The organism is Parabacteroides sp. HGS0025 (genome assembly GCF_000969845.1).
Classification (GTDB): domain Bacteria; phylum Bacteroidota; class Bacteroidia; order Bacteroidales; family Tannerellaceae; genus Parabacteroides; species Parabacteroides gordonii.
The window spans coordinates 3,565,080-3,589,904 of the sequence record NZ_KQ033902.1; the positions used below are offsets into that span (position 1 = coordinate 3,565,080).

The 24,825-nt window shown below is 47.3% G+C and carries 17 protein-coding genes; 12 read left to right on the forward strand and 5 right to left on the reverse strand.

Annotated elements, in window-relative coordinates:
• Positions 1-45 precede the first annotated feature (45 nt).
• Positions 46-1,770, forward strand: a complete 1,725-nt coding sequence (locus HMPREF1212_RS14015) for an ABC transporter ATP-binding protein (RefSeq protein WP_046149775.1) — start codon at positions 46-48, stop codon at positions 1,768-1,770.
• Between the two features lie 3 nt (positions 1,771-1,773).
• Positions 1,774-3,540, forward strand: coding sequence for an ABC transporter ATP-binding protein (locus HMPREF1212_RS14020; protein ID WP_046149776.1), 1,767 nt, complete (start codon positions 1,774-1,776; stop codon positions 3,538-3,540).
• A 236-nt stretch (positions 3,541-3,776) separates the two neighbouring features.
• Here HMPREF1212_RS14020 and HMPREF1212_RS14025 read toward each other — a convergent pair whose 3' ends face one another.
• Complete coding sequence (locus HMPREF1212_RS14025; RefSeq protein WP_046149777.1) at positions 3,777-5,729, reverse strand: alpha-L-arabinofuranosidase C-terminal domain-containing protein; 1,953 nt, start codon at positions 5,727-5,729, stop codon at positions 3,777-3,779.
• 190 nt (positions 5,730-5,919) lie between these two features.
• Between HMPREF1212_RS14025 and HMPREF1212_RS14030 the strand changes: the two genes are divergently transcribed.
• From HMPREF1212_RS14030 to HMPREF1212_RS14075, 10 genes are all read left to right on the forward strand, one after another.
• Complete coding sequence (locus tag HMPREF1212_RS14030) at positions 5,920-6,996, forward strand: aldose epimerase family protein (RefSeq protein ID WP_028726831.1); 1,077 nt, start codon at positions 5,920-5,922, stop codon at positions 6,994-6,996.
• 38 nt (positions 6,997-7,034) lie between these two features.
• Positions 7,035-8,318 (forward strand): MFS transporter, encoded by a 1,284-nt coding sequence (locus tag HMPREF1212_RS14035; RefSeq protein WP_046149778.1) that lies wholly within the window; start codon positions 7,035-7,037, stop codon positions 8,316-8,318.
• Between the two features lie 99 nt (positions 8,319-8,417).
• The gene (gene galK / locus HMPREF1212_RS14040) at positions 8,418-9,563 is read left to right on the forward strand and encodes a galactokinase (RefSeq protein ID WP_046150402.1); all 1,146 of its coding nucleotides are present in this window, start codon (positions 8,418-8,420) and stop codon (positions 9,561-9,563) included.
• 26 nt (positions 9,564-9,589) lie between these two features.
• Entirely contained in the window at positions 9,590-10,282 is a 693-nt protein-coding gene (locus HMPREF1212_RS14045) for an NUDIX hydrolase (RefSeq protein ID WP_028726834.1), read from the forward strand.
• A 208-nt stretch (positions 10,283-10,490) separates the two neighbouring features.
• Positions 10,491-11,174 (forward strand): L-ribulose-5-phosphate 4-epimerase, encoded by a 684-nt coding sequence (gene araD / locus HMPREF1212_RS14050; protein WP_046149779.1) that lies wholly within the window; start codon positions 10,491-10,493, stop codon positions 11,172-11,174.
• Between the two features lie 35 nt (positions 11,175-11,209).
• Positions 11,210-12,718, forward strand: coding sequence for an L-arabinose isomerase (araA, locus tag HMPREF1212_RS14055; RefSeq protein WP_046149780.1), 1,509 nt, complete (start codon positions 11,210-11,212; stop codon positions 12,716-12,718).
• Positions 12,719-12,721: 3 nt separating this feature from the next.
• Entirely contained in the window at positions 12,722-14,398 is a 1,677-nt protein-coding gene (locus HMPREF1212_RS14060; protein ID WP_046149781.1) for a ribulokinase, read from the forward strand.
• 61 nt (positions 14,399-14,459) lie between these two features.
• Complete coding sequence (locus HMPREF1212_RS14065) at positions 14,460-16,487, forward strand: transketolase family protein (RefSeq protein ID WP_046149782.1); 2,028 nt, start codon at positions 14,460-14,462, stop codon at positions 16,485-16,487.
• Positions 16,488-16,588: 101 nt separating this feature from the next.
• On the forward strand, positions 16,589-17,020 hold the full coding sequence (gene rpiB, locus HMPREF1212_RS14070; protein ID WP_028726839.1) for a ribose 5-phosphate isomerase B: 432 nt from the start codon (positions 16,589-16,591) through the stop codon (positions 17,018-17,020).
• Positions 17,021-17,051: 31 nt separating this feature from the next.
• Positions 17,052-18,731, forward strand: a complete 1,680-nt coding sequence (locus HMPREF1212_RS14075; protein WP_046149783.1) for a sodium:solute symporter — start codon at positions 17,052-17,054, stop codon at positions 18,729-18,731.
• Between the two features lie 110 nt (positions 18,732-18,841).
• On the opposite strand, the gene HMPREF1212_RS14080 is transcribed toward HMPREF1212_RS14075, so the two are convergent.
• From HMPREF1212_RS14080 to HMPREF1212_RS14095, 4 genes are all read right to left on the reverse strand, one after another.
• Positions 18,842-19,585, reverse strand: a complete 744-nt coding sequence (locus tag HMPREF1212_RS14080; RefSeq protein ID WP_046149784.1) for a sulfotransferase family 2 domain-containing protein — start codon at positions 19,583-19,585, stop codon at positions 18,842-18,844.
• 236 nt (positions 19,586-19,821) lie between these two features.
• Positions 19,822-20,577 carry a DUF4469 domain-containing protein gene (locus HMPREF1212_RS14085; RefSeq protein WP_028726842.1) on the reverse strand — a complete coding sequence of 252 codons (756 nt, stop codon included), beginning with the start codon at positions 20,575-20,577 and terminating at the stop codon, positions 19,822-19,824.
• Positions 20,578-21,199: 622 nt separating this feature from the next.
• Positions 21,200-22,777, reverse strand: coding sequence for a carboxylase (locus tag HMPREF1212_RS14090; protein ID WP_046149785.1), 1,578 nt, complete (start codon positions 22,775-22,777; stop codon positions 21,200-21,202).
• 121 nt (positions 22,778-22,898) lie between these two features.
• Entirely contained in the window at positions 22,899-24,818 is a 1,920-nt protein-coding gene (locus HMPREF1212_RS14095) for a SusD/RagB family nutrient-binding outer membrane lipoprotein (protein ID WP_046149786.1), read from the reverse strand.
• Positions 24,819-24,825: the final 7 nt, after the last annotated feature.

The following is a 24,825-nucleotide window of genomic DNA, read 5'->3' on the forward strand; positions in this document are numbered from 1 at the left end:
AAAACATATCATTTCGCAATTATGTTCTATCTTTGTAGGTAGGATATGGGAAAATACTGGCAAATACTTAAACGATATAAAGGGGGATTGTTAATCAGTCCGCTTCTGGTACTAATCACCGTGCTGTGCGAAACAGTTCAGCCGATGTTTATGGCTGAAATCATTGATAATGGGGTAATGAATCGCGACCTGTCGGTTATTACTCATATCGGAACGTATATGATACTTGTTTCGATTGCCGGATTAGTGGTCAATATTATAAATGTATATATATCTTCCCGCATCGGTATCGGGTTTGGCACTGACCTACGGGAAACCCTCTTCGGAAAAATCCAACAACTATCCTTCTTCGATATAGATAAATTCAGTTCGGCTTCTCTTATTACCCGGCTGACAAGCGATATCTCCCGTATACAACAGATTGTCCTGATGTCACTCCGGCTCTTATTACGTTCACCGCTGATGCTGGCTATGGCCGTGTTCTTTGTTATCAGAATAAACAGGGAACTGGCAATGGTGCTGATAATCGCCATCCCGATACTAGGGGGAAGCGTTTATCTGATACTCAGCAAGGGATTTCCCTTTTTCCTGAAAGTACAGCAGAAAGTAGACCAGCTCAACAGCGTCGTCAGGGAGAACCTGATCAATATACGTGTAGTGAAATCGTTTGTCAGAGAGGATTTCGAGACAAAGAAGTTTGATAAGAGCAGTGAAGAACTGCGTGATATGGTAATCAGTGCCTCCAACATCGTTGTATCCATATTCCCTGTCATGCAGCTCGTTATGAATTTATCCACTCTCGCTATCCTATGGCTGGGTGGACAAAAAGTGATTCACGGGGAACTGAAAGTGGGTGAACTGATCTCATTTGTGAACTATCTGGCACAGGTATTGATGTCGTTGATGATGCTCTCCATGATCATCATGTCGTACGCCCGCGCATCCGCCTCCTCCAAACGTATCCTGGAAGTGCTCGATACTGAAGCATCCCTGGTAAATACGAAAGAAGGGCTACAAGACAAGCATAAGATAGAGAAAGGGAAAGTGACTTTCGATAATGTCAGCTTCCGGTATATCGGTGGTGAGAATAACGTTTTGCAGCATATCAGCTTTCAGGCTCATCCGGGCGAAACGATCGCATTGGTCGGTGCTACCGGTTCGGCCAAGAGCTCGCTGGTGCAGTTAATCCCGCGGTTATATGATGCTACTTCCGGCGAAATACGGATCGACGATATTCCGGTAAAGGATTACAATCTGGACGAGTTGCATGCCCGTATCGGAATGGTACTGCAAAAGAACGAGCTGTTCACCGGTACGATCATCGACAACCTGAGATGGGGAAAGCCTGACGCTTCCATTGCTGAGATCGAAGAAGCGACCCGGGCTGCCGAAGCGCACGATTTTATCCAATCGTTTACCGATGGTTACGATACCTTGCTCGGACGTGGCGGCATCAACCTGTCAGGCGGACAAAAACAACGTATCTGCATTGCCCGCGCCCTGCTCCGTAAGCCGAAGATCCTTATTCTCGACGACAGCACAAGTGCCGTAGACACCGAAACAGAGTTGAAAATAAGGAACAACCTGAGTGCCTTGCTACACGACACGACTGTATTCATCATTACTCAACGGATCAACACCATGCAGTCGGCCGACCGGGTAATCGTGCTTGAAGACGGGGAAGTCAACGCAATAGGAACACCCGATGAACTGATGAAGAGCTCGGACGTTTACCAGGACATTTATCATTCACAGCAAGTACTCTTTTAAGCTATGGCACACGGAGATCACCTGAAATATAACGCGAAGGCCAAAGAGGGAAAGAAAACCTTCTTCCGGCTGGTATCGTACCTGTCGTGCGACAAACGCCTGCTGTTCGTTATCGGATTCCTGATAATAGTCAGCATTGTTGCCAACCTGCTGGGTTCTTATATGCTGCGTCCCATCATCAACGACTATATCATTCCCGGAGATTTTCACGGACTGATCCGCATACTGCTTATCCTTGCAGGGGTTTATCTTACAGGGGTTGCAGCAGTCTATATCCAGTATATCCTGCTGAACAAGATCGGGCAGCGCACCGTCACCCGTATGCGTTCCGACCTTTTCAGGAAGATGGAGCACCTGCCGGTTAAATATTTCGATACACACCAGCACGGCGACCTGATGAGCCGCTACACCAACGACATCGACCGTATCAGCGATGCGCTGACCGACAGCCTGTCGGACATGCTTTCGAGCGCCCTCACCCTGATCGGTATCTTTTGTCTGATGCTCTATATCAGTCCGATCCTTACGCTGGTAACACTGGTCACCGTGCCGCTTATGTTCCTTTTTGCCAAAGGGATTGTCGGACGAAGCCGCAAATACTTCAAGGCACAACAGGAGTCGATCGGCACACTGAACGGATATATCGAAGAAATGATCAGCGGACAGAAGGTTGTTAAGGTATTCGGCCACGAAAAGAAAGTAGAAACCGACTTCAACGTGCTCAACGACGACCTGAAAGGCAAATCGCAGAAAGCCCAGTTCTATTCCGGTATGATGATGCCCGTTATGCAGAACCTGAATACGTTGAATTATGTATTCATTACGATAGTCGGTGCCCTGCTCGCCATCTTCCGTGGATTTGATGTCGGCGGACTGGCTGCTTTCCTGCAATATTCCCGCCAGTTCGGACGCCCGATCAACGAGCTTGCCAGCCTGTATAACAGCATACAAGCGGCCATTGCCGGAGCCGAACGTATCTTCGAAGTCATAGATGAAGCACCCGAAGCACCGGATACGCCGGATGCCATCACTTTACAGAATGTACAGGGTGATGTAGCCATGAAAGATGTTTATTTCGGTTACAAGCCGGAGAAAACGATCCTGAAAGGGATCTCCCTGCATGCTTCCGCCGGATGCAAAATAGCCCTTGTCGGTGCCACTGGTGCCGGAAAGACCACTATCTTGAATATGCTCCCCCGATTCTTCGATATCCAGTCGGGCGAGATCACGATCGACGGCCATTCTATCCAACAGATCAAACGGGACAGTTTACGTCAATCGATGGCTATCGTATTACAGGACACACACCTGTTCACAGGTACCGTACGCGAAAATATCCGCTTCGGCCGTCTCGAGGCCACCGACGAGGAGGTCATTGCAGCCGCCAGACTCACGGCCGCCCATTCCTTTATCAAACGTCTCCCGCAAGGATACGACACCTTATTGGAAAACGACGGTGCCAACCTGAGCCAGGGACAACGGCAGTTGCTCAACATCGCCCGTGCCGCCATCGCCGACCCGCCTATCCTGTTACTGGATGAAGCGACCAGCAACATCGACACCCGTAGCGAAATCCTTATCCAGAAGGGTCTCGACCAACTGATGCAGGGACGCACCAGCCTGATCATCGCCCACCGTCTCTCGACTGTAAGGAACGCCGACCTTATCATCGTTCTGGAACACGGCCGGATCATTGAACGGGGTAGCCATCAGGAGCTGCTGGCTTTGAAAGGGAAGTACTACTCTCTGAACCAGGAGCAGTTCGAGTAACAATGTAAAAGTAATAAGCTTCACTTTTGTGCCATAGGCAGTGCACAAAAATGCCATAGGCAATGCACAACTGTGCCACAAGTAGTGCACAACTGTGCCATAGGCATGAAACGACAAGAATACTATAATCTACTCTACAACCATCCACTAAGCTATCCCCTGCTTGTAAGCAGAAAATCCCCCCGACGACAAGGCGACCGGGAGGATTCCACAATTCAAATACTAAATCTATAAACTTACAATGCTATGCGATAAACAGAGAAACTTAACGGGCGAAGTATTACTTCTGCTGCCGGAGCTTCCAATTCTACATCCGATACAACGGGGACAACCTGGTCGGGTTTGCAGATTGTATTCTTTGCTTCCAGGTCGGATGCGTGCAATACGGTTACTGTTCCTTTATGCTTTCCACCGGAAAGGCCGTTCAGGTCGAGTTTTATCTTTCTGTGCTGAATGCCGGTGTTGGCTATTTTAATAATCAGTTCGTTTGTTTTCTTATCGACTGCTGCCGTTGCATACAAATCGTTTTGTCCGGTAACCGGTTCATTCTGCATGCTCAACGGAATAACATTCGTACCTGCATTATGGCCGTAAAGTTGCTGTACATAATAATTAGGAGTCTTTACCAGTGAAAGGTTGTCGAACCAGATCAGGTCGGGACGCCATTGCCAGGCATCGACATGGGCGAACAACGGTGCATAAGTACAGATATGAACCACATCGGCATTCCGTTCAAAACCAGTCATAAAGGCTGCTTCGGCAAGGGCCGTCAGGAAACTGTTTTCGCGGTTGTTCGGGTGACAGGCATATTCGCCGGCAAATACTTTAGGGCCGTTACGGTCGTATGAGTCATACCGTTTGGCTCCATTCAGGAACCATTCCGGAGAACGGTAATAATGCTCGTCTACCAAATCGACATTGATACGTTTCATTTCCGGCCATAGATAATCGAAGTCTTCCCCTTCTGCCTGCGGGCCGGAGCTACCGATCACCTGGATTTCCGGGTATTTGGCACGGATCTGTTTTACAAACGGCTCCAGACGTTCGGGATACAGCGATCCCCATTGTTCGTTACCGATAGCCAGATATTTCAGGTTGAAAGAAGCCGGATGTCCCATATCGGCACGCAATTTACCCCATTTGGAAGTGACAGGGCCGTTAGCAAATTCAATCAGGTCGAGTGCATCGTCGATATACGGCTGCAACTTATCGACCGGACAGTTTTCATTCGGATCATCGTTTTCATACTGGCAGGAAAGACCGCAGTTCAAAACAGGAAGGGGCTCTGCTCCTATATCTTCACTCAACTGGAAGTATTCGAAGAAGCCTAAACCATAGGATTGATAGTAATCCGGGAATTTCTTATGAGGGAAAGTATAATTCCAACGGTTGATATTGATCGGACGGTTTTCCACCGGGCCGACTGTGTTCTTCCACTGATAGCGGGTTGCCAGATTGGTTCCTTCCACGATACAACCACCGGGGAAACGGAACACACCGGGTTTCAGGTCTTTCAAAGCCTGTGCCAGGTCGGCACGCATACCGTTCGGACGGTTATTGAATGTATTCTGCGGGAATAAAGAAATATGTTCCAGGTCGGCTGTTCCCTGGGTCAGCATCGTAATGCGTAAGCGGGAATGGGCTTCTGTTGCTTCAGGGGTGAGGACAACGGAATACTTTTTCCAGTCTTTACCGTTTATCTCAACCTCTTTGGTTTCATATATATCATGCTTATCATTGACGAGGTTGATACGGAATTTAATAGGGCCGTTAGTTACCGTACGGGCATAGAAGGACAGATCGTACTTCTCTCCAGCCTTAATACCTATGCCCTTAAAACCTTCATTATCCAGTCCGGTTCCTGTCAATTCCTTATTAAAGGAAAGGCGGGCATAATGAGGATTCTTATCAAAACAGGGCGACTTTGTCTGTATGGTCACATTACCGAAAGGAGTCCAGCCTCCGAAAGGATTCTCAAACTCGAACGAGCGGTTTTTGATCAGTTCCGCATACAGTCCGCCATCCGCACCGAAATTTATATCTTCAAAAAAGATACCGTACATGGTGGACTGAATAGGTGCACCCGTTTGCTGCACGTCTATTTTAAACTCATTGGTCTGTGCCATCAGGCCGCTTACCCCCATACTTAAGAGGAACAGGGAGATAGCTTTTTTCATGCTTCTTCTCATATCAAGTGTTTTTCTGTGAAATAAAAGATTTATTTAGTTGCAAATGTACACTAATACAGCTTTCATTAGGTGGACAAATGCACTCTTTTGGTAGACAAAAAGCCACTTTATGCTCTATAACATCTTTTCGTGCATCCTACTTACAAAGAAGTAGGCTAATTTTACACGCAATTTTGATAACATTACATACATGAAGAACAAGAATACACTGTCTGGCTTGACTGTAGCAAACTTCAGTAAGCAAATAGACGGGAAGGAGACGATGCTATGTATCCTGACCAATAAAAAAGGTGCAGAACTTACCATTACCAACTACGGTGCAAAAATTGTATCGCTTATGGTACCGGATCGGTCCGGCAAGTTAACCGATGTAGTTACCGGACATAATTCCCTTGACGATTATCTGGTTTCTGAAGAACCTTACTTCGGAGCCATCTGCGGCCGTTACGGCAACCGCATTGCCAAAGGATCATTTACACTGGATGGTGTCAAATACGATAAGCTGGCAATCAACAACGGCCCAAATAGCCTTCACGGGGGACTTAAAGGTTTCAATTCTGTAGTCTGGGATGCAAACCAGACGGATGACCAGACCGTAGAATTGAAATATACTTCAGCCGATGGCGAAGAAGGTTTCCCCGGCACATTACAAACAACCGTTACATATCATCTGACCGACGACAACGAAGTCGTGATCATGTATCATGCCGTAACAGACAAACCTACCGTATTAAATCTGACCAACCACTCCTACTTCAACCTGTCGGGAGCCGGTGATCCGTCAGTTGCAGACCATACATTGACAATCAATGCCGATCAATATCTTCCTACGGACGAGACGGCTATTCCTTACGGTGCCCCTGAAAAAGTGGAAGGTACGCCGATGGATTTCCGCACTCCTTATCTGGTAGGTGCCCGTATCGACGAACCGACTGACCAGTTAACCTGGGCAAGAGGTTACGACCATACCTATATATTAAATAAGGAACAGGGAGAACTGGGTTTCTGTGCCCGTTGCCAATCCCCCAAAACCGGTATTATCATGGAAACATATACTACTGAACCGGGTGTACAATTATATACAGGTAACTGGATGACCGGTAATTTCGAAGGAAAGAACGGCCAACGCTATCCGGCAAGAGCTGCTTTATGCCTGGAAACACAACATTTCCCCGACAGTCCGAACAAACCGGAATATCCGTCGACCGTACTTCGTCCGGGAGAAGTTTTCGAGAGCAAGACTATTTATAAATTCTCTGCCGAATAACAAACTCGATTCATTAATAATCTAAATAATCAAAAGAAATGGAATCTACTAAAAAGAAGAATTACGCGCTACCCATTGCGATGATGTTCGCATTATTCGCAATGATCTCTTTCGTTACCGGTCTGCCGGCGCCTTTCGGTGCTATTGTGCAGAGCGAATTCGGGGCAACTAACCTGCAGGCAACTTTAGGTTTTGCTGCTAACTTTATCGCTTACGCCTTTATGGGTATCCCTTCCGGCCTGTTATTGCAGAAGATCGGTTATAAGAAAACAGCATTGATCGCAATCGTTGTCGGTTTTGTTGGTGTAGGTATTCAGGCTCTTTCCTCAACAATGGGATTTGCCGTTTATGTAACCGGTGCTTTCGTATCAGGTTTCTCTATGTGTATGTTGAATACAGTAGTTAACCCGATGTTGAACACATTAGGTGGCGGTGGTAAGAAAGGTAACCAGTTAATCCAAACAGGTGGTTCTCTGAACTCTTTGTCTGCTACAATCGTTCCTGTATTGGTTGGTTACCTGATGGGGACAGTTGTTGAAGAACGTACTATCGCAAAAGCATTGCCGGCATTGTATATCGCTATGGCTATCTTCGCTATTGCATTCCTGGTACTGTTTATCATGAACATCCCGGAACCGAACTTGTCAGTAGCTAAGAAAGATGTAAAAGACACTCACAGCCCATTGTCATTCCGTCACTTCAAACTGGGTGCATTGGCTATCTTCGTATACGTTGGTATTGAAGTTGGTATTCCTCACTTCGCAGGTCTGTTTATGATGACTCCGGAAGCTGGTGGCGGTCTGGCTATCGACTCTACAATTGCCGGATCAGTAGTCGGTACTTACTGGTTCCTGATGTTGATCGGCCGTTTGGTGGGTGCATCACTGGGTGCTAAGTTCTCAAGTAAACAGATGCTTACTTTTGCTTCTACTTTAGGACTTATCTTTATCGCCTTGGCATTTGTTTGCCCGATCACTACTCATGTAAGTATGCCGGTATTTATGAGCGATATCTCATTCGGTATGGCACAGGTGCCCATTAGCATCATGTTCTTTGCGCTTTGCGGACTTTGTACTTCTATCATGTGGGGTGGTATTTTCAACCTGGCTGTTGAAGGTCTGGGTAAATACACAGAAGCTGCTTCCGGTTTGTTTATGGTATTAGTTTGCGGTGGTGGTCTGTTGCCATTACTTCAGGGTGCCGTTTCCGACTCTGTTGGATTTATGGCTAGCTTCGTCGTAATCATTATCGCTTTGGCTTACCTGTTGTTCTACGCTCTGATCGGATGTAAGAATGTTAATACAGATATTCCTGTTAAATAAAAAATAAGTGTAAAATTGATGATTGAAGAAATTATCTAACTATATTTGTGGTCGGATAATTTCTTCATCTTTTATATAACCTTTAAAAGTAATAATATCATGCAGAAAAAAATCAGAAATAAATTTCAAGAGTTATTCAATACAGAAGGTAGTGTATATGCTTCTCCAGGCCGTATCAACCTGATCGGCGAACATACAGACTACAACGGTGGTTTCGTATTTCCGGGTGCTATCGATAAAGGGATGATCGCTGAGATCAAACCGAACGGCACAGGCAAAGTTCGTGCTTTCTCTATCGACCTGAACGATTACGCAGAATTCGGTTTGAATGAAGAAGATGCACCAAAAGCTAGCTGGGCAAGATATATTTTCGGTGTATGCCGTGAGATCATCAAACGTGGTGGCCAGATCCAGGGATTTGATACTGTATTTGCCGGTGATGTACCTCTGGGTGCCGGTATGTCTTCATCTGCCGCTTTGGAAAGTACTTATGCATTTGCATTGAATGACCTCTTCTCTCTGGGTATCGACAAATTCGAATTAGCAAAGATCGGTCAGTCAACAGAACATAATTATTGTGGTGTTAACTGTGGTATCATGGATCAGTTCGCTTCTGTATTCGGTAAAGAAGGAAGCCTGATCCGCTTGGATTGTCGTTCTTTGGAATATAAATATTTCCCGTTCAACCCGGTAGGTTATAAACTGGTTTTGCTGGATTCTGTGGTTAAACACGAACTGGCTTCTTCCGCTTATAACAAACGCCGTCAGTCTTGCGAAAACGCAGCTGCAGCCATCCGTCGCAATCATCCGGAAGTAGAATTCCTGCGTGATGCCACTATGGAGATGCTAAATGAAGTAAAAGGCGATATCAGCGCTGAAGACTATATGCGTGCCGAATACGTGATCGAAGAAGTACAACGCGTACTCGACGTTTGCGAAGCTTTGGAAAAAGGCGACTACGAAACCGTAGGACAGAAAATGTACGAAACGCACCACGGCATGAGCAAACTATACGAAGTAAGTTGCGAAGAACTGGACTTCCTGAACGATGTAGCCAAGAAATGTGGCGTAACCGGTTCACGTGTAATGGGTGGCGGTTTCGGTGGTTGCACAATCAACCTTGTAAAAGACGAACTGCATGATGCATTCATCAAGGAAGCATTCGATTCTTATACAAAGAAATTCGGACACGAACCTAAAGTATACGAAGTAGTCATCAGCGACGGCGCACGCAAACTCGCTTAATAAATTAATTCAATATCCATAAAATCATGACAGCCGCATTTTATCAGAACGAAGTCAAATTTTTTGTTTCAGTAGATTGTATCATCCTGGGGTTTAACAACAGTGAACTCAATGTTTTACTTTACAAACGGAATTTTGAGCCACTACAAGGACAGTGGTCTCTGATGGGCGGTTTTATCAAATCCGGCGAAAGCATCGGCGAAGCGGCTTCACGCGTACTTACCGAATGCTCCGGTATCGATAATCTTTTTATGGAACAGGTAGGTGCTTACGGAGATGTTACCCGCGACTTAGGGGAACGGGTTATCTCCGTAGCATACTATTCATTGGTCAATATGAATGACTTCAATCCGGAATTACTGAAAGAGCATAACGCCGAATGGACTAAACTAAGCGAAGTGCCCGACCTGATCTTCGACCATAATCAAATGATCACGGATACGTTAGCTCGTTTGAAGAGAAAAGCAGCAACCCGTCCTGTCGGCTTCAATCTTCTCCCGGAGAAATTCACCCTTCCCCAGCTTCAAAGTCTGTACGAAGCAATTTACCAGACTCCACTGGACAAACGTAATTTCCGCAAGAAACTCAATTCGATGGACATCCTTGAAAAGCTTGACGAGAAGGATAAAAAGAGTTCTAAAAGAGGTGCGTTCTATTATATGTTCAACAAAGAAAAGTATGACAGATTGCTCGATCAGGGATTCTATTTCTCCTTATAATAAAAGACATAGGACTACTTCTCCTATTACTTGTCATCAATACTCTTAAAAAGTTACAAGCTATGTTTTAAAACATAGCTTTTTTTGTACCATTATGCGAATATGGTGTTACTTTTACACCATCAAATAATAAGTGTACTATATTATACTTATTATCATATATAAAACTATATATTAAGTATATAACAAGCCACAAAACAATACGGTAATGGTTGAAGAATTAAAAGAAAAGGTTTTCAAAGCCAACTTAGATCTGGTAAAACATGGATTAGTCATTTTTACCTGGGGAAACGTAAGCGCAATTGACCGCGAAAAAGGTTTGGTTGTGATCAAGCCATCCGGAGTTTCTTACGAAACAATGAAAGCCAGCGATATGGTTGTTCTCGATTTACAGGGAAATATCCAGGAGGGAACATTGAAGCCATCGTCTGACACTCCTACTCATCTGGTACTATATAATGCTTTTCCGGAAATCGGCGGCATCGTACATACACATTCCACCTACGCAACATCCTGGGCACAGGCCGGACGGGATATACCCAATATAGGGACAACGCATGCTGACTACTTCAGCGACGCGATTCCCTGTACCCGCCAAATGACCCGGCAAGAGATCGAAGGTGAATACGAGAAAGAAACAGGAAACGTGATCGTTGAAAGATTCAAGAACCTGAATCCGGTTCATATACCCGGCGTACTGGTAGAGAATCACGGGCCGTTTTCATGGGGTAAAAATGCCGACGATGCCGTACATAACGCAGTCGTAATGGAGCAAGTTGCCAAAATGGCTTATATCTCTTATGGTATCAACCCACAGCTGACAATGAACAAACATCTGATAACTAAGCATTTTTACCGCAAACACGGCCCCAATGCTTACTACGGACAATAATAAAACAATCATTATAACTATTAAATCAACAAGCCATGAATTTTAAAGACTTAGAAGTATGGTTCGTTACAGGAGCCCAGCTTCTGTACGGAGGCGACGCAGTCGTACAAGTAGATGCACATTCCAACGAGATGGTAAAAGGTCTCAATGAATCAGGAAATCTACCTATTAAGGTTGTCTACAAAGGAACTGTTAACTCTGCCAAAGAAGTTACCGCAGCTTTCAAAGCAGCTAACAATGATGAAAAGTGTGTCGGTGTTATCACTTGGATGCATACTTTCTCTCCTGCCAAAATGTGGATACACGGATTGCAGGAATTGAAGAAACCGTTACTGCATTTCCACACCCAGTTCAACAAAGAAATCCCCTGGGAAACAATGGATATGGATTTCATGAACCTGAACCAGTCAGCACATGGCGACCGCGAATTCGGCCACATGGTAAGCCGTATGCGCAAGAACCGCAAAGTAGTGGTCGGCCACTGGCAGGATGAAAAAGCACAAGCCCGTATCGCCGTATGGATGCGCGTTGCCGCTGCCTGGGCTGATTCACAGGATATGCTGATCATCCGTTTTGGCGACCAGATGAACAATGTGGCCGTAACAGATGGCGACAAGGTGGAAGCCGAACTGAAGTTAGGTTATCACGTAGACTATTGCCCGATAAACGATGTAATGGCATATTACAACGCTGTCGACGACAAAGACACACGCGCCCTTGTTCAGCAATATTTTGCAGACTACGACCACGCTCCCGAGCTGGAAGACGAGAAAACAGAAGCCTACACAAAAGTATGGAACTCGGCTAAAGCAGAAATCGCTATCCGTCGTATCCTGAAAGAAAAAGGAGCCAAAGCTTTCACCACCAACTTCAACGACCTGGGTAACTTCGACCAGATTCCCGGACTGGCTTCACAACGCCTGATGGCAGAAGGGTATGGTTTCGGAGCAGAAGGCGACTGGAAAACCGCCGCATTGTTCCGCACCATGTGGTACATGAGCCAGGGAATGCCGAAAGGCTGCTCTTTCCTCGAAGATTACACCTTGAACTTCGACGGCGAACAAAGCGCCATCCTACAAGCCCACATGCTGGAAATCTGTCCGCTTATCGCCGAACAGAAGCCCAAACTGGAAGTACACCGCCTGAGCATCGGTATCGACAGCGAAACAGCGCGCCTGGTCTTCACCAGCAAACCGGGTGAAGGGGTTGCCGCCACTATCGTCGACATGGGTAACCGTTTCCGTCTCATCGTAAACAAAGTGGACTGCATCAAGAGCAAGCCGCTTCCTAAACTACCTGTTGCCAGCGCCCTATGGATTCCGCAACCCAATCTCGAAATCGGTGCCGCTGCCTGGATACTGGCCGGAGGAACACACCACACCAGCTTCTCGTACGACCTGACAGTAGAATACCTGGAAGATTATGCCGACATTGCCGGTATCGAAATGGTGGTTATCGACAAGGATACAACAATTTCTTCCTTCAAGAAGGAATTACAGTACAACGACCTGTATTATATGTTAAACCGTGCATTACAGTCTTAAACTATGGCTAACGAAAAATATGTAATAGGTTTGGATTACGGTAGCGACTCTTGCCGCGCCGTAATCGTAAACGCAGAGACAGGGGAAGAACTGGCTTCCGCCGTTAAATATTATCCACGCTGGATGGAAGGTAAATACTGCGATCCGCTAAAGAATCGCTACCGCCAGCATCCGTTGGATTATATCGAAGGACTGGAAACGACAATAAAGGAATCCTTAGCCAAATGTCCGGCAGGGACTGCTGAAAAGGTAGTCGGCATCGCTTTCGATACAACCGGCAGTACCCCCGTCCTGACAGACAAAGAAGGCACTCCCCTCGCCCTGCTGCCTGAGTTTGCCGAGAACCCGAACGCCATGTTCGTACTTTGGAAAGACCATACAGCCATCAAAGAAGCTGCCGAGATCAACGAACTGGCTAAACGCTGGGGAATCGACTACACAGCCTACGAAGGTGGCATCTACTCTTCCGAGTGGGTATGGGCCAAGATGGTACACGTGCTCCGTGAAGACGAAAGCATCCGCCAAGCAGCCTATGCCTGGATCGAGCATTGCGACTGGTTGCCCGCCCTGATCACAGGAAAGAGCAAACCGGAAGAAGTGTACCGCAGCCGTTGTGCGGCCGGACACAAAGCCATGTGGCTGGAGAAATGGGACGGACTTCCTTCAGAGGAGTTCCTGACCACGCTCGAACCGTTATTGGCCGGCTTCCGCAGCCACCTGTTTGAAAAGACATATACCAGCGACACACAAGTAGGCAACCTGACAGAAGAATGGGCTGAACGCCTGGGGCTGACAACCAACGTTGCCGTTGCCGTAGGAGCCTTCGACTGCCACATGGGTGCCGTCGGTGCAGAGATCACCCCGCGTACATTTGTCCGCGTGATCGGTACTTCCACCTGCGATATCATGGTTTCCTCTTACGAAGAGATGGGCGAAAAACTGGTACCGGGTATCTGCGGACAGGTAGACGGCTCCGTTATCCCCGGCATGGTCGGACTGGAGGCCGGACAATCCGGATTCGGCGACATCTACGCCTGGTTCAAGAACGTATTGGCCTGGCCGCTCGAAAACATCCTGTCCAAGAGCAACCTGATCGATGCGGAGACCAAAGCGAAGCTGATTGAAGAAACGGCCGGCAAGATCATCCCCGCCCTTTCCGAAGAAGCAGCCAAAGTACCGGTAAGCGAAAGCACCATCCTGGCAGTAGACTGGATGAACGGACGCCGCACACCGGATGCCAGCCAGCTGGTAAAAGGAACGATCACCGGGCTGAACCTGGCAAGCTCCGCCCCGCTTATCTTCCGTGCACTGGTCGAAGCGACCGCTTTCGGATCGAAAGCCATCGTAGACCGCTTCCTCGAAAACGGTATCAAGATAGAAAGCGTGATCGGTATCGGCGGTATCTCCCTGAAATCACCGTTCGTCATGCAGACCTTGGCTGACGTACTCAATATGCCGATCAAAGTAGCCAAAGCAGAACAAGCCTGTGCCTTCGGTGCATCTATGTTCGCAGCAGTAGCTGCCGGTGTATACACTAAAGTGGAAGAAGCCCAGCAAGCTATGGGACAAGGATTCGCGAAAGAATACTATCCGAATCACGAGAGTCACCAAGCCTATCTGGCTCTATATGAGAAATATCGCAAATTAGGAAACTTTACCGAAAATGAATTGTTTGTATGATATGGCGGTCTATATGAAGAGATTCCCTATCTTTGTACAAAAATTAAACTAATTCATCAAAATGAACGATATTAAAGTAATGAACAGAGCAGCGGACAATATCCGCGTCCTGGCAGCGTCAATGGTAGAAAAGGCTAACTCCGGTCATCCGGGTGGTGCAATGGGTGGTGCAGATTTTATCAATGTACTATTCTCTGAGTATTTGGTCTATGATCCTAAGAACCCGGAATGGGAAGGCAGGGATCGCTACTTCCAGGATCCGGGACACATGTCGCCCATGCTTTATTCAGCCCTCGCCCTGACAGGCAAATTCACGATGGAAGAACTGTCACAGTTCCGCCAGTGGGGAAGCCCTACTCCGGGTCATCCTGAAGTAGACATCAAGCGGGGTATCGAAAACACCTCAGGCCCGCTGGGACAAGGCCACACCTACGCTGTGGGTGCCGCTATCGCTGCCAAGTTCCTGAAAGCCCGTCTGGGAGACGTAATGAATCAAACTATTTACGCATATATATCCGATGGTGGTATCCAGGAAGAGATCTCACAAGGTGCCGGACGCGTTGCCGGAACACTGGGACTCGACAACCTGATCATGTTCTACGATGCCAACAACATCCAGCTCTCTACAACCGTAGAAGAAGTAACGTCTGAAAACGTTGCCATGAAATACGAAGCATGGGGCTGGAAGGTAATCACCATCAACGGAAACGACGTAAATGAGATCCGCAAGGCATTGGACGAAGCGAAAGCCGAAGCCAACCGTCCTACCCTGATCATCGGTAATACCATCATGGGTAAAGGAGCCCGGGGAGCCGACCAGAGCTGCTACGAAAACAAAGTATCTACTCACGGTCAACCCCTGTCTGCTGCCGGTGCATCTATCGAAGAAACAATCAAGAACCTCGGAGGTGATCCTCAACATCCCTTCAGCGTATTCCCCGATGTTGCCGAACTATATGCAAAGCGTGTCAAAGAACTGGAAGCTATCGTAGCCGAACGTTATGCCGCTAAAGACGCATGGGCGAAAGCAAACCCGGAACTGGCTGAAAAGATGACATTCTGGTTCTCCGGCCAGGCTCCCCAGTTGGATTGGGCAGCTATCGAACAGAAAGCAAACCAGGCAACCCGCGCCGCATCCGCTACTGTATTGGGCATATTGGCCACAAAGGTTGAAAACATGATCTGTTCATCTGCCGACCTTTCCAACTCGGACAAGACAGACGGTTTCCTGAAGAAAACACATTCATTACGGAAAGGCGACTTCAGCGGTGCTTTCTTCCAGGCCGGTGTTTCCGAGTTGACAATGGCATGTGTTTGTATCGGTATGTCGCTGCACGGTGGTGTGATCGTAGCTTGCGGTACCTTCTTCGTGTTCTCCGATTATATGAAGCCTGCCATCCGTATGGCTGCATTGATGGAGCAACCGGTTAAGTTCATCTGGTCGCACGACGCCTTCCGCGTCGGTGAAGACGGGCCTACCCACGAACCCGTTGAACAGGAAGCACAGATCCGTCTGATGGAGAAACTGAAGAACCATAAGGGACACAACTCTATGCTGGTTCTCCGTCCGGCCGATGTCATCGAAACAACAGTTGCATGGAAGATGGCCATGGAAAATACCGCCACTCCTACTGCTTTGATTCTCTCCCGTCAGAACATCACTGACCTGCCCAGCAAAGGCAATCGTTACGACGAAGCTTTGCAGGCTGAAAAGGGTGCCTATATTGTAGAAAGCGACGTAAACCCAGACGTTATCCTGGTAGCTTCCGGATCGGAAGTATCTACCCTGGAAGAAGGAGCAGCTTTGCTTCGTGCCGATGGCGTAAAGGTTCGTGTCGTATCCGTTCCTTCCGAAGGGTTGTTCCGCAGCCAGAGCAAGGAATACCAGGAATCTGTTATTCCTACCGGAAGTAAAGTATTTGGTCTGACCGCCGGTCTGCCTGTCAATCTGGAAGGATTGGTCGGAGCAAACGGTAAGGTTTGGGGGCTGGAATCGTTCGGGTTCTCCGCTCCTTACAAGGTGCTGGACGAAAAACTGGGCTTCACAGGAAAGAATGTATACAATCAGGTAAAAGAATTATTAGCATAAGAAACATAAGACAAAGGAAGCCCTGTTGTTACGATACCCGCAACACCTCGGTTACGACGATCGTAACAACAGGGCTACCAGTCTGCCTCTAACAGATAAAGATGAAAACACTAGGTTTATGTTGTGACCACGCAGGTTACGAGTTAAAAGAGTATGTAAAACAAATACTGGACTCCAAAGGATTAGCCTATAAGGATTTCGGCACCTGCTCGACAGAGAGCTGCGATTATCCCGATTTCGCCCATCCATTGGCCCATGCGGTAGAAGCCGGGGAAGTATATCCCGGGATAGCTATCTGCGGATCCGGAAACGGTATTGCAATGACTCTGAACAAACACCAGGGAATAAGGGCCGCACTGTGCTGGCAGGAAGATATTGCACAATTAGCACGTGCACATAACGATGCCAACATACTCGTCATGCCCGGTCGATTTATCAGTCAAGAGGAAGCCACTCGCACTGTCGAGGCCTTTCTGAACACCCCGTTCGAAGGCGGTCGGCATATACGACGAATTGACAAAATCCCGTTGTAAAGACAACGGGTATATCATGTAAGACACTATTATGGCAACATTAGATTATATTGTAATAGGGCTATTCGCTATAGCTCTAATTGGGATTATTGTATGGGTATTTAAACAAAAACAAGACAGCTCCGGCGACTACTTCCTTGCAGGCCGTGATGCCACTTGGCTGGCAATCGGAGCTTCCATTTTCGCATCAAACATCGGTTCAGAACACCTTATCGGCCTTGCCGGAGCAGGAGCTTCCAGCGGTATGGCAATGGCACACTGGGAAATCCAGGGATGGATGATCCTTATCCTCGGTTGGGTATTCGTACCTTTCTACGAACGAAGCATGGTACTGACCATGCCCGAATTCCTTGAGAAACGTTATAACAAAGAATCACGCACCATCCTCTCGCTTATCTCACTGGTCAGCTATGTATTGACCAAAGTGGCCGTTACGGTATATGCCGGAGGTCTGGTATTTAAGGAAGTGTTCGGCATCCAGGAACTCTGGGGGATCGACTTCTTCTGGATCGCGGCCATCGGACTGGTGGTACTGACTGCCCTTTATACGGTGGTAGGCGGTATGAAATCAGTGCTTTACACTTCTGTGCTGCAAACCCCTATCCTACTCCTGGGTTCGCTGGTGATCCTGGTACTGGGATTGAAAGCCGTAGGCGGATGGGATCAGGTACTGGCTGCCTGTAGCCTGACTCCGGCCAACGAATACGGAGATACAATGGTGAACCTGATCCGCGACAACCGCGATCCAGACTTTCCCTGGCTGGGTGCCCTGATCGGTTCTTCCATCATCGGTTTCTGGTACTGGTGTACCGACCAGTTCATCGTACAGCGTGTATTGTCAGGAAAGAATGAGCAACAGGCTCGTCGCGGTACCATCTTCGGTGCTTACCTGAAGCTGACTCCTGTATTCCTGTTCCTGATCCCGGGTATGATTGCTTTTGCGATGCAGAAGAACGGGGTGATGATCAATGGCGTTCCTTTCACCATGAGTACGGCCGATGCCGCTTTCCCGTCACTGGTTGCGCAATTGCTACCTGCCGGATTCAAGGGATTGGTTGTTTGCGGTATCCTGGCGGCATTGATGAGCTCGCTGGCTTCCCTGTTCAACTCGTCGGCGATGTTGTTTACGATAGACTTCTATAAGAAATACAAACCGGAAGCGAGTGAAAAGACACTGCTTTATGTCGGACGTTTGGCTACTGTGGTCGTTGTGGTACTGGGTATCCTCTGGATTCCGGTAATGAAGAGCGTTGGCTCGGTATTGTATAACTACCTGCAGGATGTTCAGTCTGTACTGGCTCCGGGTATCGCCGCAGCGTTCCTGCTGGGTATCCTCTCCAAACGGACTACTCCACTGGGAGGTATGTGGGGGTTGATCATCGGTTTCATTATCGGTATCACCCGTCTCGGCGCGAAGGTTTATTATACGACAGCAGGTGTAGATGCCGGCGACAGCTGGTTTAAAGGGCTGTTCTTCGATACGAACTGGTTGTTCTTCTGCGGTGGCATGCTGGTATTCTGTTTGGCTGCGATTGCCATCATCAGTAAGTTCACCCCGGCAGCTCCGGCAGAACAGATACAAGGGCTTACATTCGGCTCCTCTACCCCGGAACAGCGGGCTGCCACCCGTGCAAGCTGGAATAAATGGGATGTGATACATTCCTGCATCATCCTGATGATTACGGCTGCGTTCTATATTTATTTCTGGTAAGAGATAGCAAAAACTTCAATAGCACATACCAATAGGTTCAAGTCTGAAACGAGAACTTATTGGTATGTTTGTTTTTAGCGTCCTGGCAAGAGGAATATTAAGCTATAAAGTCAGGTAATCTTCTTGTACCAATCAAATAACTGTTTATCGTCGGGATAGAGTCTTTCGAGTATCCGGTAAAAGGATTCATCCATAGTATAATCCTTCGCGATAGACAAACGACCGGAGTATTCCATCAAACCAAAGGCTTCAAACAAAACAGACCAGTCTGATACCGACTCATAGTGCAGAACAGTAACACCCGAACCGATGAAATCACTTTGGGGATTTAGCCAAGGTATCCGTTTATTACGCAGGAATAAGTCTTGTCTCTTTCTATTAGAAGAACCAAGCCATTTACAAAAATCCGGAGCAGAGAGAAGTTGTATTTTCCGTAACTCATGTAAGAATGTAAAAGGCAAGGCGGATTTCATTTGTTCATAAACTTTCTCTACTTTGCTCAACCTATTATATTCCTCTCCACTTCCGTAATATTTCCAGGGATAGTTAATCAATCCCCCAAGCCTGACAGGTGTACTAAACTGGCTTTTTGTTTCTTTATAGCCGGAAATAAAACGGTTATAAGGGTTACGTACCATCATCAGCAAACGATATTCTTCAAAGTCTGGTACGAAACGTGGTAAATCGTCATAAGAGATATGCCCAAGATCGGTACCATATTCACGCGAATAAAGTTTCCACCATCGTATCGCCTCTGTGTCACCATATTTCTCCTGATAGATATCTCTCAAAAAAGTACCCCCGCATTTCGGGTTGTGCAAGTAAATTACCTTGCGGCTCTTATCTATTATCATCTATTTTCAACTTTATAGGATTAGCAAATTATAAGTCGTCCACGGATCGGCTCTATTTAACATTTATTTATAAGGGGTATATCAACAACGGTGTTGAGGTCGATGTCGACACCACTGTTGAGTAGGGTGGGAACAACGGTGTTGAGACTAGTGCCAACAAGGGTGTTGAGGCAAGTGGGAATACCGGTGCCGGGCATAGTCTCAACAACGGTTTTCCCATCCTACTCAATAACAGGTTACTCAATAACCGGACGGTCGTCGTCACCCGGATCACTTCCTACGGTCAGCAAGATAGGCAGCTGATAAGTACGCGGTTCCTTCACCACAGAATAGCCCGCACCAGCCTGGGTAGTGATACTCAACAGATATTGTCCGTCGGCCAATGCCGGGATCTGGATAATGATCTGCGAAGTGGTATTCGATACGATCAAACTGGCCTTGACAGGTGTTTGGTTATCTCCATCAGGAGTAAAATAAACACCTACCGAAGAGTCATCACCTTTCAGCAATAAGCCAGAACCAGAAATAATAGCCGGAGCATTCGGTGTAAGCGTCTGGCTGACAGACTGTGTAGTCGAGTCGGTGATATTATTGATAACCGGGCCGGTTTTAGCAATTCTAAAATTGGGTACCAATAATTTGAGGGCATCCAGCAGAGCCTTACCAGGGGTAAAAGTGATACCGAATTTATTCTTATCGGCATTAAATACTGCCGCTTCTTCAAACGAGCCGATAATGTTGAGTAGGAATTGCCCTACACCATCAATCAGACTTTTACCTTCCGCGATAGCTTCAATCTTTTTCTGATCGGCCAGTTCAAGGATATTAAGAATAGTTTCAAAGCGATATTCAGTACGCTCCTTAATGATGCGTCTGGCAATATCGGCGTTACGAACAGTTCCAGTGATGGATACCTTGCCGGAGTAATCGCCGGCTTTTTCTGTCAGTACGTTATCGTACAGGTCAACGGTTAGAATAGTTTTTTCTGCCATGATATTATATTTAAAAGTTTAGTCCGCTGGTTAGACGGAGATAATCCTGTTGTTCATTTAGTAGAAAAAGAGTAGCTAATTGGCTGTTTTTTTCTTGAATTCAATATGGTACACCGCTGTAACGGTAGGGGGAGAGATATTCGATAATGAATCTGCCTTGATGTCGTTTGTTGCTTCTGCATTATATGTTTCAGCCTTTCTGTTATAACGATGCCTGCAATAGCAGATGTTACCAGTATTATGTTTCGCATATTATTCTATTATTGATTAGTCCATGAAGAACTATGTCTATCCCTTGTTTATTCAGGGTATTAAGCCGAAAAAAGTGTTGTTATATATATGTTTTTTCCTCTAAAACGACTATAAGGCAAGAACCCGGAATCCCGTATTGGTATCACAGGAGAACACACAAAAGAACACAAAAGGGCTCTGTGAAGCAAAAATATACACAGAACCCCTGATAATTAATCATGTCAACAGTTGGAATCTGCTCATAATTACTATATTTGCATCCACAATAACATAGTTCTTCATGGACTATGTCTATAAAAGCAGCTCAAATCCACTACAAACAAAAGCCCCGCAGATAACATTCATCATCTGCGGGGCTTTTGTTTTATCTTTACATCATAGCCTGATGCTTTTCTTTCTTACGTTTCGTCAGGAAGTTGCGGGCTACCATCGGGAACAATTCGAGCAACAATACTTCCTTCTCATTTTCGGCAACCAGGACACCTAATTCCTCGATCATCGGGTTCTCTTCCATCTCGTAATCGGTGGGATCGTAGAAACACTCTTCCCGGTCGCCGGTTATCTGAAGACGGAACTCCGGGTCGATGGGCAAAGGTGTCTTTCCATATTCACCCCTGACCAAGGAGACAAATGGATAGACAGGCTTCCGGTATAACGGCTCTCCGTTCATTTCACTCAAGGCACTGGCAACTACCTGTGAAGCGATCACCTTGCTTATCGGAGTAACCAATGGCGGTAGGCCGGCATCCATACGTATCCGGGGGATCAGGAGCATGGCTTTCTCCAGAAGCTCGGGATGGCCTTGCTGCTTCAACTGCGATACGATTTGGTTGTACATTCCCAGCGGGATCTGCGATTTCTGTACCAGTTCGTTGGGATCGGGGAAGTTGAAATATTCTTCGATGGCATGGCAAAAGAGGAGCAGGTCTTCTTCCTTGTCCTTGCGGGCGGCTTCGATAGCATCGTTGAAGAAGCGGTCGATCTCGGTAGGCAGTTTATCGGTCAACGGGTCGAAGGGGTTGGGAAGGCAGGTGGCGGAGTCGTAGCCTTTCAGTTCCTTGCGGATCTTGAATAGCTCGGCGTTGATGCGGGCGACGGCTTCCATATCGATCTCCAGTTCGATGCCCATCTTCTTACAGAATACATAAATCAGTTCGATGGCGGGAGCGGAACAACCGCCGGCGAAATACCAGATGTTGGTGTCTACAATATCTACCCCGTTGACGATGGCGGAAAGCATGGAAGCCAGACCGTAACCGGCCGTACAGCGGGTGTGGAAGTCGATCGGTGCCTTCAGCTCCTTCTTGAAGAGGCGGACGAGCTCGGCTGTACGCTTCGGTGTGATCAGTCCGTTGGCATCTTCGAGGGTGATGATATCGGCAGTGATATGCTCCATCTGCTGTGCTTTCGTCAGGAAATAGTCGTTGGTAAAGACCGGTTTATGCAGGGAGTGACCGTGCAAAGCAGCTTCGATACGTTCCAGTGCAGAATGATGGGGATCGATGGCATAACAGACGGCACAGTCCACCATAGCACCATAACGATCCGTATATTTAATAGCTGACTTCATATTATCGACATCGTTCATGGCATCGAAAATGCGCATGATATTGATACCCGACTCGATCGTATTACGGCAAAGACTTTTTACAACGGCATCGGGATAAGGATTGTAACCGAACAGGTCGCGTCCCCGGCAGAGGGCGGCAAGTTTGGTGTCGTTGCCTATCGCAGCCCTGATCTTCTCGAGACGCATCCAGGGATCTTCATTCAGATACCGCATGGAGATATCGGGAACAGCTCCACCCCATACTTCCATTGCATAGAAACCAACGTTCCGATAGAAAGGGAGAACCCGGTCGATCTGTTGCTGAGACATTCGTGTTGCAAAAGAGGATTGCTGACCGTCACGAAGGGTGACGTCGCGGATAGATAGTTTATGTGCCATACTTCTTTTTGTTTAGTTGGTTGTCATACTTTATATATAAAACAGAGGCGTTTAAGATTTGGTTTATAAGGGAGGGGATATAAGAAAGGGCGGCTGTGTACCGCCCTTTCAGAAGGCGTTCTTATTTCAAATTCCACCATAAAGGTGTAGTCGTCAGGTCGGCTCCGCCCAAAAGCTCTAATGCTTTCTGGTAGCCTTCCAGGTTATTGGTCTGGATATTGGCCGGATAGCGGTAGCGTTTCGGATAGAACTCGAGACGGCATTCCTTGGCGGTTGCCATTGTCAGCGGAACCTGGTTCAATGGGTTGTAGTCTTTCTCTACTGCCTGGTTTTCAAAGAAAGGCAAGCCGAGACGACGGTGGTCGCTCCATGCTTCTTCGGGTAACCAGGGTACCTGTGCGATGTATTTCTGGGTGATGATCTTTGTCAATGCATCGTTGTTGTAAGAACCACCCCGGTAGATTGAATTCTTCGGATAGGTATATGTCATCGTCTTATTCTCCTTCGTGTAAGGATCTACATAATTGACAGTATAGGGTTGGGCTTCCGTTGTATGATCGAAGCTGACGGAAGTACCTACCCGGTTGTAATCCGTTGAAGCCAGATATTGGGCGACTTCACTTTCCACACCATGATACTGGAAGCTAACGGTGATACCGTTCTCATAATTCGACTTGGCCGTACCCGGTACAGTCCATCCTTTGACAGCGGCTTCCGCCATCAGGAAGTAGCTTTCCCAGGGGCCGAAGAATACGCGTTTCATCGTATTCATACGATATTGCTTGGCGATGGAAGGATAGTTGTAGTTCTTCCCGGTCAGTTCGCTGACCAGACCGGCCAGGTCATTCCATTCACCGGCCACCCATGTTCCCCAGGTATATTTAGGGTCGATGGAAAGCATCGGTTTCGAATTATCGGAAGGATCCATCAGGTTGACAGTCGTTACGCTGCTGGCCGAACCGATATAATCGGGATAGACAATACCGTCGTTCCAGCCTACTACACTGAACAGTTTCGGTGCACGCGGATCGACATACTGGGGAATACCGTCGAAATAGAATCCGGCACACGGATCATTCGTATTCAGCGGGAAATGTTTCGAGAGATACAATCCCATATAATCGTGCGGATTCTTCAGATGGCTCTTCAGGGAGTCGGGCACGGGAAATTCCGTACTTCCCAGACCGACAACGAGGTTCTTGAACGTCACCGACATCGGCTGTGCATTCCAGGTACGCGACATAACGCCGGTCAGGTCGCCCCACCCGTCTTTTTCCTGTACGGCAGCCATATCGTCCAGGGTAGCAATAAAGGTCTTGCCGGCTGCATCTTCAAACTCGGTCTTTGCCAGTGCGGGCGAGACGTCGGAGATACGCATGGCATAACGCATACGCAGGGAGTTGGCATATTTCTTCCAGGCATTGATATTTCCGGCATAGAATGCATCTTCTCCGGTCATGTCCGACATATCGATCGAGGGGTCGAGAGCCGCTTCGGCTTCTTTCAGTTCACTAAGTATAAATCCGTAGATCGCTTCGACACTGTCGTATTCGGCCGGAACACCGGTGAAGGCGGACAGAGCCGGGATCGGGCCGAAACCGTCGCTGACCTCTGCATTCAGGTAAGCACGCCAGATACGGGCCATCTGTATCACATTCTTATAATAAGGATATTGTTCGGCTTCCCCTTCGGCCACCTTCTTTTCTCCGAGCTCGATGGCTTTGGTGGCCTTGTTGAGCCAACCTACCGCATAAGAGTTACTGAGATAGAGGGTGATGTAGTCATTGTTGTCCGTTCCGATGGTGAAACCACTACCCCGGTTGAAGCGGGCGGCACGGTTCCATTCGGCAATGAAGATACGTTCGGCAATCTCCGGGTTCATCTGTGCCCCGATGATGGAGCCATTGAGGAACCATTCAGGCTTCACTTTGCTTTCGCCCACCTGGTTAGGGTCTTCATTTATCTCCGTAAAATCGTTACAGGAGGAAAACAAAGCAGTTAATGAGAACAAGCCTGCCAGTAATATATTCTTTGTATTCATCTTTATT

What these genes read in the sequence shown, in the direction of transcription:
- HMPREF1212_RS14090 (WP_046149785.1), bottom strand. Translation starts at nt 22,777, where the DNA reads ATGGCACATAAACTATCTATCCGCGACGTCACCCTTCGTGACGGTCAG.
- rpiB (WP_028726839.1), top strand. Translation starts at nt 16,589, where the DNA reads ATGAAAACACTAGGTTTATGTTGTGACCACGCAGGTTACGAGTTAAAA.
- HMPREF1212_RS14075 (WP_046149783.1), top strand. Translation starts at nt 17,052, where the DNA reads ATGGCAACATTAGATTATATTGTAATAGGGCTATTCGCTATAGCTCTA.
- araA (WP_046149780.1), top strand. Translation starts at nt 11,210, where the DNA reads ATGAATTTTAAAGACTTAGAAGTATGGTTCGTTACAGGAGCCCAGCTT.
- HMPREF1212_RS14045 (WP_028726834.1), top strand. Translation starts at nt 9,590, where the DNA reads ATGACAGCCGCATTTTATCAGAACGAAGTCAAATTTTTTGTTTCAGTA.
- HMPREF1212_RS14025 (WP_046149777.1), bottom strand. Translation starts at nt 5,729, where the DNA reads ATGAGAAGAAGCATGAAAAAAGCTATCTCCCTGTTCCTCTTAAGTATG.
- HMPREF1212_RS14085 (WP_028726842.1), bottom strand. Translation starts at nt 20,577, where the DNA reads ATGGCAGAAAAAACTATTCTAACCGTTGACCTGTACGATAACGTACTG.
- araD (WP_046149779.1), top strand. Translation starts at nt 10,491, where the DNA reads ATGGTTGAAGAATTAAAAGAAAAGGTTTTCAAAGCCAACTTAGATCTG.
- HMPREF1212_RS14080 (WP_046149784.1), bottom strand. Translation starts at nt 19,585, where the DNA reads ATGATAATAGATAAGAGCCGCAAGGTAATTTACTTGCACAACCCGAAA.
- HMPREF1212_RS14035 (WP_046149778.1), top strand. Translation starts at nt 7,035, where the DNA reads ATGGAATCTACTAAAAAGAAGAATTACGCGCTACCCATTGCGATGATG.
- HMPREF1212_RS14095 (WP_046149786.1), bottom strand. Translation starts at nt 24,818, where the DNA reads ATGAATACAAAGAATATATTACTGGCAGGCTTGTTCTCATTAACTGCT.
- HMPREF1212_RS14020 (WP_046149776.1), top strand. Translation starts at nt 1,774, where the DNA reads ATGGCACACGGAGATCACCTGAAATATAACGCGAAGGCCAAAGAGGGA.
- HMPREF1212_RS14030 (WP_028726831.1), top strand. Translation starts at nt 5,920, where the DNA reads ATGAAGAACAAGAATACACTGTCTGGCTTGACTGTAGCAAACTTCAGT.
- HMPREF1212_RS14060 (WP_046149781.1), top strand. Translation starts at nt 12,722, where the DNA reads ATGGCTAACGAAAAATATGTAATAGGTTTGGATTACGGTAGCGACTCT.
- HMPREF1212_RS14065 (WP_046149782.1), top strand. Translation starts at nt 14,460, where the DNA reads ATGAACGATATTAAAGTAATGAACAGAGCAGCGGACAATATCCGCGTC.
- HMPREF1212_RS14015 (WP_046149775.1), top strand. Translation starts at nt 46, where the DNA reads ATGGGAAAATACTGGCAAATACTTAAACGATATAAAGGGGGATTGTTA.
- galK (WP_046150402.1), top strand. Translation starts at nt 8,418, where the DNA reads ATGCAGAAAAAAATCAGAAATAAATTTCAAGAGTTATTCAATACAGAA.